At 38.7% G+C, this 13,076-nt stretch carries 12 protein-coding genes; 3 read left to right on the plus strand and 9 right to left on the minus strand.

Features of this window, described 5'->3' with window-relative positions; all coding sequences use genetic code 11:
• Window positions 1-45: 45 nt before the first annotated feature.
• From polA to RRU92_RS01960, 9 genes are all read right to left on the minus strand, one after another.
• Entirely contained in the window at window positions 46-2,679 is a 2,634-nt protein-coding gene (polA, locus tag RRU92_RS01920) for a DNA polymerase I (protein ID WP_315640197.1), read from the minus strand.
• 64 nt (window positions 2,680-2,743) lie between these two features.
• Window positions 2,744-3,877 carry an N-acetylmuramoyl-L-alanine amidase family protein gene (locus RRU92_RS01925; RefSeq protein WP_315640199.1) on the minus strand — a complete coding sequence of 378 codons (1,134 nt, stop codon included), beginning with the start codon at window positions 3,875-3,877 and terminating at the stop codon, window positions 2,744-2,746.
• Between the two features lie 100 nt (window positions 3,878-3,977).
• Window positions 3,978-4,244, minus strand: a complete 267-nt coding sequence (locus RRU92_RS01930) for a Veg family protein (RefSeq protein ID WP_000128621.1) — start codon at window positions 4,242-4,244, stop codon at window positions 3,978-3,980.
• Complete coding sequence (gene dnaB / locus RRU92_RS01935) at window positions 4,241-5,599, minus strand: replicative DNA helicase (RefSeq protein ID WP_315640201.1); 1,359 nt, start codon at window positions 5,597-5,599, stop codon at window positions 4,241-4,243. The genes RRU92_RS01930 and dnaB overlap by 4 nt, the downstream gene beginning before the upstream one ends.
• Before the next feature lie 42 nt (window positions 5,600-5,641).
• Window positions 5,642-6,094, minus strand: coding sequence for a 50S ribosomal protein L9 (gene rplI / locus RRU92_RS01940; protein WP_000864205.1), 453 nt, complete (start codon window positions 6,092-6,094; stop codon window positions 5,642-5,644).
• The gene (locus RRU92_RS01945) at window positions 6,091-8,064 is read right to left on the minus strand and encodes a DHH family phosphoesterase (protein WP_315640203.1); all 1,974 of its coding nucleotides are present in this window, start codon (window positions 8,062-8,064) and stop codon (window positions 6,091-6,093) included. The genes rplI and RRU92_RS01945 overlap by 4 nt, the downstream gene beginning before the upstream one ends.
• Window positions 8,065-8,212: 148 nt before the next feature.
• Window positions 8,213-8,755: a ribosome hibernation-promoting factor, HPF/YfiA family gene (gene hpf, locus RRU92_RS01950; protein WP_045762429.1), complete on the minus strand. Its 543-nt coding sequence runs from the start codon at window positions 8,753-8,755 to the stop codon at window positions 8,213-8,215.
• A 79-nt stretch (window positions 8,756-8,834) separates the two neighbouring features.
• Complete coding sequence (locus tag RRU92_RS01955; protein WP_315640204.1) at window positions 8,835-9,497, minus strand: ComF family protein; 663 nt, start codon at window positions 9,495-9,497, stop codon at window positions 8,835-8,837.
• Entirely contained in the window at window positions 9,494-10,792 is a 1,299-nt protein-coding gene (locus tag RRU92_RS01960) for a DEAD/DEAH box helicase (protein ID WP_281335419.1), read from the minus strand. The genes RRU92_RS01955 and RRU92_RS01960 overlap by 4 nt, the downstream gene beginning before the upstream one ends.
• Window positions 10,793-10,847: 55 nt before the next feature.
• On the opposite strand from RRU92_RS01960, the gene RRU92_RS01965 reads away from it, so the two are divergent.
• From RRU92_RS01965 to cysK, 3 genes are all read left to right on the plus strand, one after another.
• Entirely contained in the window at window positions 10,848-11,483 is a 636-nt protein-coding gene (locus tag RRU92_RS01965) for a YigZ family protein (RefSeq protein ID WP_315640205.1), read from the plus strand.
• Window positions 11,484-11,499: 16 nt separating this feature from the next.
• Window positions 11,500-11,943 (plus strand): PH domain-containing protein, encoded by a 444-nt coding sequence (locus RRU92_RS01970; protein WP_281335421.1) that lies wholly within the window; start codon window positions 11,500-11,502, stop codon window positions 11,941-11,943.
• A 96-nt stretch (window positions 11,944-12,039) separates the two neighbouring features.
• Entirely contained in the window at window positions 12,040-12,966 is a 927-nt protein-coding gene (gene cysK, locus RRU92_RS01975) for a cysteine synthase A (RefSeq protein ID WP_315640206.1), read from the plus strand.
• Window positions 12,967-13,076: the final 110 nt, after the last annotated feature.

Here is a 13,076-nt window from a genome sequence, read left to right on the forward strand (position 1 = left end):
ACCATGATGTTCAAGGGGATTTCTTTTTGTTTAATAGTCTATTTTTTACTTGGCCTCATACCAAGTTACGCCTTCATTTTCATCAGCAATCAGTGGCACACTAAGTTGAATGGCTCCTTCCATGGTTTGCTTGACGAGTTTTTTGATGGCAGCTAATTCTGACTTAGGCACTTCAAGAACGATTTCATCGTGTACTTGTAACAGCATCTTGGTTTTATAACCACCCTCTACCAAGGCTTTATCTAGCTGAATCATAGCGATTTTGAGAATATCTGCAGCTGATCCTTGGATAGGTGAGTTGATGGCTGTACGTTCCGCAAAACCACGAATGTTAAAGTTGCGCGAATTGATATCTGGCAACTCACGACGACGTTTAAAGAGGGTCTCCACATAGCCCTTATCACGCGCCTCACGCACCACTTCATCCATGTAGTTTTTAATACCTGGGAAGCGTTCAAAGTAAGTATCAATATAGGCTTTTGCTTCCTTACGGCTGATGCCCAGATTATTAGACAAGCCAAAGTCGGAAATCCCGTAAACCACTCCAAAGTTAACCGCCTTGGCATTACGACGGTCGTTTGGAGTCACATCCTCAGGACGTTCAATTCCAAAGACCCGCATGGCTGTTGAGGTATGGATGTCAGCTCCCTCTTGGAAGGCCTTAATCAAGTGCTCATCTTTAGAAATATGGGCCAAAACTCGTAGCTCAATCTGTGAATAGTCCGAGCTGAGAAGGACACTGTCCTCCCATTCTGGCACGAAAGCCTTACGAATGAGGCGCCCTTGTTCCAAACGAACAGGGATATTTTGCAAGTTTGGATCGACACTAGACAGACGACCTGTCTGAGTCAAATCTTGCACATAGCGCGTGTGAATCTTGCCATCAGCTAAAATCCAATCCTGCAAACCAATCACATAAGTGGATTGAATCTTAGCAATCTGACGGTAGTCGAGGATTTTCTTGACAATCGGCGCAATAGGAGCTAGACGCTCCAATACATCCACGGCTGTCGAATAACCTGTCTTGGTTTTCTTGGTATATTCGAGAGGGAGACCTAGTTTTTCAAAAAGAAGGACACCCAACTGTTTAGGTGAATTGATATTAAATTCCTCACCTGCTAGGTCATAAATCTCTTGCGTCAGCTTTTCAATGACAAGCTCATTTTCAGCCTGCATCTCAAGCAAGGTTTCTTTTTTGACCTTGATCCCAGCGATTTCCATCTTAGCAAGGACAAAGGCTAGAGGTTGCTCCATATCATAAAGAAGGTCAAGTTGTCCGTTTTCGCTTAATTTTTCAAGTAAAACAGGCTCTGTCTCAACCAATACAGCAACCTTACGAGCCAAGTGTTCCAAGAGTTTCTCTCGCTCTGGAATAGCTTTTTTGACACCTTTACCGTAGAAGGTTTCATCATCGACTAGGTAAGTTTGACCATAGAGACTAGCAATAGTTGAAATTTCATTATTCTCGACAGTAGAGAGAAGGTATTTGGCCAAACGACTGTCAAAAGCAGGAGCCTGCAAGTCCAAACCAAAGCGATTTAAGAGGACTTTTGCTTTCTTAAAGTCGTATACTTTCAGAGGTGTTTTTTCTAGAAAATCCTTAAGAATCGGCTCCTGCAGAAGTTCCAGCTTATCTGTAGCATAGAGTTTGTCTCCGCAAGACCAGGCAAAGCCAATCAAGTCATCTGTATGGTAGTTTTCTCCAAAGAGTTCAAAGTGGAAGATGGAGTCCGCACTTAGCATATCTTGACTGAATTTGTCAACCATAGTAAAGTCCAAACTCTCAGCCACATCAGCTGATGATACATTTAAAGCCTGCTTGAGTTGTTTGAAGCCCATCTCATCGTAGAATTTCCCAAGATTTTCCACATCTGGACCGCTATAAAACAAGTCATCCAGTCCAATCTCAATCGGCGCTTTCGTGTCGATGGTAGCCAGTGTTTTAGATAGGAAGGCTTGTTCCTTGTCATTAATGAGATTTTCCTTCATCTTCGATGCCTTCATCTCATCAATATTTTCATAAATACCTTCAAGCGAGCCATATTCTAACAATAGCTTGATACCCGTCTTTTCACCAATCTTAGTTACACCAGGGATATTATCCGACTTATCTCCCATGAGGGCTTTAAGATCAATGAACTGAGCTGGTGTGATGCCCATCTTTTCCATGAGATATTCTGGTGTAAATGCCTCAAACTCAGCTACACCTTTCTTAGAAATCTCAACCACTGTATGTTCATCTGTCAACTGGATCAAGTCCTTGTCTCCACTGACGATAGTTACATCAAATGAATCCTTTTCAGCCAAACGACCAAGAGTCCCGATGATATCATCTGCTTCATACTGGGCTAACTCATAATGGCGAATTCCAAGATGGTCTAGCAACTCACGAATAAAAGGAAATTGTTCTCTAAACTCATCTGGAGTTTTAGCACGACCACCCTTATAGTCTGCATACATCTCTGTACGAAAAGTCGTCTTCCCCGCATCAAATGCCACCAAGATATGGCTAGGCTCAACACGCTCTAGCAAATGATTCAACATAAGTTGAAAACCATAGATAGCATTTGTATGAAGACCGTTAGCATTTTTAAAACGATCCAGTTGCTGGTAAAGTGCAAAGAATGCCCGAAAAGCAACTGAAGATCCGTCAATTAGTAATAATTTTTTCTTGTCCATACACCCATTATAAAGGAAAGCAGGGAAAAATACCATTAGGAAGAGCCCAAATACTGAATAACACTTATGATGCTGGATTTTCTACTCGTGCACCACTGCTATCAACTTGGAAACCATCGATAGTCGTATTGACTGCTAAAGCTCCCGATGCATTCACATAGTAATATTTCCCTGAAACCTGAAACCACTGGCTAGCCTTCATAGCACCTGAGCTTTCAAGATAGTACCATGTTCCATTATCCTTTAACCAGCCTGTCTGCATTTCGCCAGACGACTTCAGATAATACCACTTAGAACCATCTTTTAACCAGCCTGTCGTCATTGTACCATCAGCTTGCAAATGATACCAGTTTCCATTAATCTTCTTCCAACCGACTGCTTTCTGACCATTTTCATAATAATACCAAACAGTTCCTTCTTTTTCCCAACCATTTTTAGAGCTACTTGTTTTAGTTAAGGGGATATAACGTCTGTTCCCGCTTCGTGAAATATAACTAATCCATTTATGCCCATCTTTTTCAAGAGTTTGATCATAATGAACACTTTCTCCCGCATAGTAATAATCGATAATCGTTGCTGTTAGTGATGGCTGATCCATAATGGCTGCTTTTTCTGTAAAAATATGTGTCCCGCTAGAGACAGGAGCAGACTGATAATTCCCTGCGCTAGCATTCCCCACGTCTTTAAAATGAATGAATCCAGTCATAGAATTGGCCTTTACCGTTCGTCGATTGTACCTTTCTCTGACTCCATAATTGTATTCTTCAATTTCAATCATATCACCAAAAACATTGGATACCCAAGCGACATGACCATACTGTCCACTCGTATCCCAAGCGATAGAACCAATTGCTGGGCGCTGATCTACGCGATAACCTTCTCGTTTAGCACGATATCCCCATTCATTAGCATTTCCATAAGCCGCCGGAATTTCAAAACCATTGATATTGCTCAAACGAAAGGCTGCAAAAGAAGTACACTGACGAGAATACATGCGCCATTTATCAATCTCCTGACTCCCATTTTTATAATAAGTAGGATAATCATCTCCTCGTGCTAGTGATCCATTGTTTGCCTGGTTGGCATGAACAGTTCCTCCACTAAATAAAAAAATACCTGCTAAAACTAGTGAAGCTGAGCCTACAGCTGTCTTTCTGAGAAAAGTTCCCTTTTTATGTCCTGCTTTAGTAAATGTCATGCATTCTCCTTCAAATAATTAGATTTTTGAGGTTGACCTCATCTATATCATTCGAAAGAAAAAGAAAAAAGTGAGAAACTTCCCACTTTCATGAATATCCTTAATCTAAATAATGAATTAAGTTCTTTTCCGTTAAAATATCTGAATAAGTGAAAGATTCAACATAGACATTAGCCTGTTTGTCTCCTTCAACATTTCCAAACTCAACGATGAAGAGCGATGGGTAAACCTCAATTAGTTTTCCTAAACGATTTTTTTGGCGTTTACGACCATTTTCTAAGGTCATTTCTACCACTTGTCCCTCATGCGCCTTAATTTCTTCTTTGATTTTTTTCATTTTAGCCACATCTGTAAATGCGTCTGTCATCTTGGTTCCTCCATCTTCGAAATACTTGAAAATTTATTATATTCTTTTTGGAAAATCAATTCTACCGTTCCGCGAGCACCGCTACGGTTTTTCTCGATAATCACTTCTACTTTATTATTTGGAATGCCTTCCTCCTCTTCACCACCGCGCTCATAATAGTCATCACGATAGAGAAAGGCTACGATATCAGCATCCTGCTCAATAGATCCAGATTCACGAATATCAGACAAAACTGGTCTCTTATCTTGACGTTGCTCTACACCACGAGAAAGCTGACTGAGAGCTATAACTGGAACTTTGAGTTCTTTTGCTAGGATTTTCAACTGACGGGAAATCTCAGATACTTCTTGTTGACGATTTTCTCGACCAGTCCCTGTGATCAGCTGAAGATAGTCAATCAAAATCAAGCCTAGATTACCTGTTTCCTGAGCCAGTTTACGGGAACGAGAGCGAATTTCTGTGATTCGAATCCCTGGTGTATCATCAATGTAGATACTTGCATTAGCCAGATTACCCTGAGCAATCGTATACTTGCGCCATTCTTCCTCAGTCAATTGACCTGTACGGATAGAATGCGACTCTACCAACCCTTCCGCAGCCAGCATACGATCGACCAAGCTTTCAGCACCCATTTCCAGAGAGAAAATAGCAACTGTCTTGTCTAATTTGGTTCCGATATTTTGCGCAATATTCAAAGCAAAAGCTGTCTTACCAACCGCAGGACGAGCTGCCAAAATAATCAATTCTTCCTCATGCATACCTGTCGTCATGTGATCTAAATCTCGATAACCTGTCGCAATACCCGTGATATCCGAAGTCTGTTGAGAACGAGCTTCTAGATTTCCGAAGTTGATATTCAATACATCGCGAATATTTTTAAAGCCATTTCGATTGGCATTCTCACTGACATCAATCAAGCCTTTTTCTGCACGAGCAATAATTTCGTCCGCAGGTTGAGAAGCTTCATAGGCTAGGTTTACAGACTCTGTCAACTTAGCAATCAGGCGCCGAAGCATAGCCTTTTCTGCTACAATTTTAGCATAGTATTCCGCATTGGCAGAGGTTGGCACTGAATTGACAATCTCAACCAGATAAGACAAGCCTCCAATAGTTTGTAAATCACCCTGGCTATCTAGTATCGTCCGAACTGTGGTTGCGTCAATAGCATCTCCACGATCAGACAAATCAACCATAGCTTGAAAAATCAAACGGTGAGCATACTTAAAGAAGTCCTGTGAATCGATATATTCTCGGACAAAAACGAGTTTAGTCTCATCAATAAAAATGGCTCCTAAAACAGATTGTTCTGCTAGGATATCTTGAGGCTGAACACGCAGTTCTTCAACTTCTGCCATCAGACTTTCCTTCCTTTTACAATATTGTCAACCAATCGTAAATTAAGCTTCCTTGACACGAAGATTGATTACACTTGTTACATCTTGATAAATCTTAACCGGAACATCAATCAAACCAACTGCTCGAATTGGTGATTGAACTTGAATATGGCGTTTATCAATTTTAATACCAAATTGTTTTTGTAATTCTTCTGCAATTTTCTTGTTGGTAATAGATCCAAAAGTTCGTCCATCTGGACCAACTTTTTCAACAAATTCAACGATTGTTTCTTCTGCTTCCAGTTTTTCTTTAATTTCCTTCGCTTCTGCAAGCATCTCTGCATGTGCTTTTTCTTCTGATTTTTGCTTACCACGCAACTCACCAATGGCTTGAGCTGTAGCTTCCTTAGCAAGGTTTTTCTTAATTAAAAAGTTTTGTGCATATCCAGTTGGTACTTCTTTAATTTCACCTTTTTTCCCTTTACCTTTAACATCTGCTAAAAAGATTACTTTCATTCTTCTGACTCCTTTTCTTTTGTTTCATTAAAAATAACTGTTTTCAGTTTATCTCCTGCTTCTTGCAGGCTCATATCTGTCAAACGTGCCGCAGCTAAGTTAAAGTGACCACCGCCACCTAACTCTTCCATAATTCGTTGGACATTGATCTTACTTCTGCTTCGCGCAGAAATGGAGATTGCTCCTTGACTATTCTTAGCAAGTACAAAGCTGGCCTCTATACCAGACATGGCAAGCATAGCATCAGCAGCCTTACTAATAACAACCGTATCGTACTCTTTATCCTCCAAAGCTTGAGCAACCAGGATTGATGGTTGTACCATTTGCCCCTGCAAAATGAGTTCATTTACCAATCGATATTCTTCAAAATCAGTGGCCGAAATTTCCTGAATGACAATGCTATCACTCCCTCTCGTTCTGAGATAACTTGCAACATCAAAAGTTCGACTAGTTACCCGAGAGGTGAAATTTTTAGTATCCAACATCATTCCCCCCATAAGAACACTAGCCTGAATACGACTCAAACGTTTCTTCTTAGAGTTTTGAAATTGAATCAACTCAGTTACAAGTTCACTAGCACTACTAGCTCCACTCTCGATATAGGTAATGACCGAATTATCTGGAAAATCTTGGTCACGACGATGATGGTCAATGACAATCGTCTGGGTAAACAAGTCATAAAACTCTTTGGATAAGGTTAAAGCTGTCTTAGAATGGTCAACCATCACCAGTAAGGAGCGTTTGGTAACCATTGTCATCGCTTGATTTAAAGGAAGAAGTTTTGAAACACCCTCATCTTCCAAATAATTGACCGCTCGAGCGATATCTGGAGACATCTGTGTAGGATCATAAATCACATAACTATCTTCCAGTACATTACTCGAAAACAACTGCATTCCAACTGCTGAACCAAGAGCATCCATGTCAAGATTCTTGTGACCAACAACAAAAACTCGATCGACACTTTTAAGTTTATCTGAGATAGCTGTCATCATAGCACGAGTTCGTGTCCGAGTACGTTTAACAGATGCTGCTGAACCGCCTCCAAAGTAGATTGGATTTTTGGTTTCATCATTCTCTTTTACAACTACTTGGTCACCACCACGAACTTCCGCTAAGTTGAGATTGAGGAGAGCAACCTTCCCAATCTGGTCATGATTCCCATCACCATAGGAAACTCCTATACTCATCGTTAGTGGCAAATTTCGTTGCTTAGCTTCCTCACGAAAGGTATCAATAACAGAAAACTTATCCTGCATCAAGTGATCAAGTACAGTGTAGTCAGTAAATAGATAAAACCGATCCATGCTCACTCTACGAGAAAACATGGCATGTTTTGTACTAAATTCTGAAACAAAATTTGCAACAAAGCTATTAATATGACTAATGTCTGATTCAGACGTTTCATTTTCCAAATCATCATAGTTATCAACTGAGATAATCCCGATTACCGGTCTACTTGTCACAAGCTCAGCAGTAGCCTCATACTCACCAGAAACATCAAAAAAGTATAAGACACCTGAATTTCTATCTAAATGCACTGCATATCGTTTCTCCCCAACAATGGCATAAGCCCCTGGAGTAGAAATCGAACTCTTTAAAATCTTTTGAAATTGAGGAAAATCAATTTCTCCATCCTCAGTTGTTAAAATTAATTCCGCATAGGGATTGAACCATTCAATCTCACTGCTGTTCATGTTTAATTTAACAACTCCGACAGGCATTTGCTCTAGGAGGGCACTCAAACTATCAGTAGCCTGATGATTGACATACTGGATTTGCTCGATATCTGTTTTTTTGTAATATTTTTTCTGGAAATTAAATAGCAAAACATAGAATACAATAAATAAAAATAGACTTGCTATAGTGATCAGATTATCCTTTACTAATACAATCAAAATGGTCATAATCGTAAAGGTTACCATAGCAATCAGATACATAAAAAAGGGATTTATTTCATTTTTTTTCATTACAAACCTCTTGCGCATTATTATACCACAAATGTAGCCAAAAAGCGACTTTTAAAGAGGGAACCCTATATTCAGATAATCGTAAAATATCCAAACTAAAAAGTGGTTTACACTAGTGTAAACCACCTTTACAGACTAATTTTTTTGATTATTTAACTTCTAGAAGACCAATGTCTCCATCTTCACGACGATAAATAACATTTGTTGTTTCATCTTCAACATCTACATAGATGAAGAAGTCATGTCCCAATAAATCCATCTGTAAGATAGCTTCTTCCAAATCCATTGGTTTCAAATCAATTTGTTTTGAACGAACAACTTTTGGTTGTGCTACATCTAAGTCCTCAACTAAAGCATCTGTAAAGAGTTGACTTGTAGATACTTTATTTCTGTTCTTACGTTCAATTTTAGTTTTGTTTTTACGAATCTGACGTTCAATCTTATCTGTCACCAAATCAATAGAACCGTACATATCTTGAGAAATATCTTCTGCACGAAGAGTAATAGATCCAAGCGGAATGGTTACTTCAACTTTAGCAGTCTTTTCACGGTAAACTTTCAAGTTAACACGCGCATCCAATTCTTGGTCTGCTTGGAAGTATTTTTCGATCTTTTCGAGTTTAGAAACTACATAATCACGAATTGCTTCTGTTACTTCTAGGTTTTCACCACGGATACTATATTTAATCATATAAGTACCTTCTTTCTAAACATATTTGTTTTTCTAATTATATTATAACGCTTTCATATTTTTTTTGCAAACTTTTTCCTCATCTTGCGAGGGAAAAAGTTTTAATATTCTGACAACCAGCTTCTAATAGCATACTTTTAAGACGATTCAAGGTAGTTCCAGTTGTATAAATATCATCAAAGAGTAAGATATTTTCTGGGAGCTTCACTCCCTCTTTCAATAAAAAAGGAAAGTCTGTAAGTAAACGATCTGCTCGATTTTTTGAAGAACTAGCCTCCACTTCTTTTTTAACCAAAATATCCAGATATGCTAACCCAGTATCCTTTATCAAACCCTCTACTTGATTAAAGCCTCTACTTTTAAAACGCTGCTCACTCAGAGGTACGATCACAATCTGGTAATCCTTATACTTTTTTAACTCTGTTTGCAAAATTTTAGAAAATACCTTTCTAAGAAGATAATCACCATCAAATTTGTAGCGACTAAAATATTCTTTCATGACCTGATTATAGGAATAAAGAGCTACATGATCAACCTTTACACCTTTTTTACACCAAAATTGACAATCTTGACAGATGATTGACATTCCTTTTTTAAAACAAGTAGGACAATGATTACTACCGATACTCTCGAAAGACGAAATACAGGATTCACAGACTATTTCCTCCTCCTTTTTAAAACAGAGCAGGTTAGTAAAGGTTATCTCTGTTTGCAAGCTTTTACCACACAATAAACACTTCATACTCCTGCCTCCTGATTCATTTGTTTAATCTCCTTTATGGCTTTCTTAATGGACAGATTGAGTCCGTCATGGAAAAATATCAGTTCTCCAGTAGGACGATCCATGCTTCTTCCAACTCGCCCACCAATTTGTACTAAACTTGACTTGGTAAAGAGTTGATGATTGGCTTCCACCACAAAAACATCTACACGAGGGAAGGTAACTCCACGCTCTAATATAGTTGTGCTTATTAATATCGTTAAGTCTCCATCTCGAAAGGCTTGTACCTGCTCTAATCGGTCTGCTGTGATTGAAGATACAAATCCTATTTTCTCATTTGGAAACTTCTCCTGCAAAATTTCTTTTAGCTTTTCTCCCTTTTTAATCTCAGAGGCAAAGATTAGTAAGGGATAGGCCGTCTTTCTCTGTTTCTCGATGTAAAGTTTTAATTTTGGAGGTAAACCATTTTTTTCTATATATTTATTAAAATTTGATAACCAGATTGGCTTGGGAACAATGAGAGGATTTCCATGAAAACGACGAGGTAAACTGAGACGCTTTAACTCCCCTTGTTTAACTTTTCTATCTAACTCATCAGTTGACGTTGCTGTTAAAAATATTCTCAATCCGGTCTCCTTTACACAATTATTGACAGCATGGTAAAGCACTGGATTATCAACATAAGGAAAGGCATCCACTTCATCCACAATCAATAAATCAAAAGCTTGATAAAATTTTAGTAGTTGGTGAGTGGTTGCTACAACTAAAGGTGTACGAAAATAGGGATCCGACTCCCCATATAATAGTGCAATCTCACATGAAAAATCATTTTGTAATCGTTTATGGAGCTCTAAGCAAACATCTATCCTTGGACTGGCCAAACAAACAGCTCCACCTTGATCAATTACCTTGGCGACAACTTGGTAGATCATCTCTGTCTTACCAGCTCCTGTCACTGCATGTACCAAGGTAGCCTCCTTCTTATCTACCGCCTGAAGGAGTCCTTGTGATACCCGCTCTTGAAATGGAGTCAGTTGACCTGACCATTTGAGTACATCTTGCTGTGGAAACCTTTCTTGCGGAAAATAATAGAGATTTTGATCACTTCTTATTCGCTTCATAATCAAGCATTCTCGGCAATAAAAAGCACCAATAGGCAAATGCCATTCTTCTTCTATCTGACTACCACAACGCTGACAATATTGTTGATCCTTTTCTTTTTTCATGGATGGAATTTGTTTTGCTTGTTGTCTCTCCTCATGACTTAATTCTTGCTCGGTAAAAAGGCGACCGAGATAATTTGGATTTACTTTCATATTTCTTTATTCGTAAAAGGTAGCACTTTATGTTAATTTTTAGTACAATAAAACTATGGAATATAGAACTATAAAAGAGGACGGTCAAGTCCAAGAAGAAATAAAAAAATCACGCTTTATCTGTCATGCAAAACGTGTCTATAGTGAGGAAGAAGCTCGTGATTTTATCACATCTATCAAGAAAGAACACTATAAAGCTACTCACAACTGCTCTGCCTTTATTGTAGGTGAACGCAGTGAAATCAAGCGAACCAGTGATGACGGAGAGCCTAGTGGAACTGCTGGTGTTCCTATGCTAGGAGTTCTGGAAAACCACAACCTTACTAATGTCTGTGTGGTAGTTACTCGTTATTTTGGTGGTATCAAACTAGGGGCTGGTGGTTTGATTCGCGCTTATGCTGGTAGTGTTGCCCTAGCAGTTAAGGAAATTGGCATTATTGAAATCAAAGAGCAAGCAGGGATACAGATTCACATGACCTATGCCCAGTATCAAGAATATGGGAATTTTCTTAAAGAGCATAATCTCATAGAATTAGAGACAAACTTTACAGACCAAGTTGACACAATGATTTTCGTTGACAAAGAAAGGAAAGACGATATCAAGGCTGATCTCATTGAATTTTTCAATGGAAAAGTTACTCTAACTGACAAAGGTTTACGTGAAGTTGAAGTACCTGTAAACCTATCGTAAAGAAAGGAAATATCACATGGCTTTTGGAAGATTAATTCAGGGACTCGCTGGAAACTTCAGTGAGCAAAGTAAAGAAGCTCTTACCAAGGAGTTTAGACAATATTTATTAGAAAATGAAGAAATTCAAAGCGGATATAAACTCATTCGTGACTCAATTATCTTTACAAATATCCGAATCATCTTTACAGATAAACAAGGGGCAACCGGACGGAAGATGTCTATCAAATCAATTTTCCTCATGAACATTGTCAATGTTGAAATGGAAACTGCTGGACTTGGGATTGATGATAGCGAGATTACGATTACTTATTTAGAAAATGCCTTTTTAAAATCTCACAATGAGCATTTTAATTCTCACAAATTTGAATTTCCAAAGAAAACTGATATTGTACCTCTTTACACCTATCTATTTGACTTAGCTTATCATAATCGTTTGAATATGAATGGTTTGAATCACTGATATAAAAAAATCCTATCACTCCGATAGGATTTCTATATTTTACAAAAGTTAAAGTTAGCGTTATACTAATAGCATCTTATATAAAGAGGTGCTAATATGACAATTTATAACAATATCACAGAACTCATCGGTAGAACACCGATTGTTAAATTAAATAACATTGTACCAGAAGGTGCAGCAGATGTTTATGTAAAACTTGAAGCTTTTAACCCAGGATCGTCAGTTAAGGACCGTATCGCCCTAAGCATGATTGAAAAAGCAGAACAAGAGGGTAAACTCAAACCTGGTTCTACCATTGTAGAAGCAACTAGTGGGAACACTGGTATTGGTCTCTCATGGGTTGGTGCCGCTAAAGGTTACAAAGTTGTCATCGTTATGCCTGAAACAATGAGCGTGGAACGTCGTAAAATTATCCAAGCTTATGGAGCTGAACTAGTCCTCACTCCTGGTAGCGAAGGAATGAAAGGTGCAATTGCAAAAGCGCAGGAAATTGCTGCTGAGCGTGATGGTTTCCTACCATTACAGTTTATTAACCAAGCTAACCCAGAGGTTCACGAAAGAACAACAGGCGCTGAAATTCTAGCTGATTTCGGAGCTGATGGTTTAGACGCCTTTGTTGCTGGTGTTGGTACTGGAGGAACTATTTCTGGTGTTTCTCATGCTCTTAAAACTGCTAACTCAAACATTCAAGTTTTTGCAGTTGAGGCAGACGAGTCAGCAATCTTATCAGGTGAAAAACCAGGACCTCACAAAATTCAAGGTATCTCTGCAGGATTTATCCCAGAAACACTTGATACAGAAGCTTATGATGGTATCGTTCGCGTGACATCAGACAATGCTCTTGCACTTGGTCGCGAAATTGGTGGAAAAGAAGGCTTCTTGGTAGGTATTTCTTCTGCCGCAGCTATCTATGCAGCAATCGAAGTTGCTAAAAAACTTGGGGCAGGTAAAAAAGTCCTTGCGCTTGCACCAGATAACGGAGAACGTTATCTATCTACAGCACTCTATGAGTTTGAAGTATAGTCTCCTAAATACATTAAGCCCTAAGTATGGGGCTTTTTGTTTACCGTTTAAAATAAAAAAAGGATTCCTATGAGTCCTCATCCAACAAAAGAAAAGGAAGCAAATTAGCT

It is taken from the genome of Streptococcus sp. DTU_2020_1001019_1_SI_AUS_MUR_006 (assembly GCF_032340315.1).
GTDB lineage: Bacteria > Bacillota > Bacilli > Lactobacillales > Streptococcaceae > Streptococcus.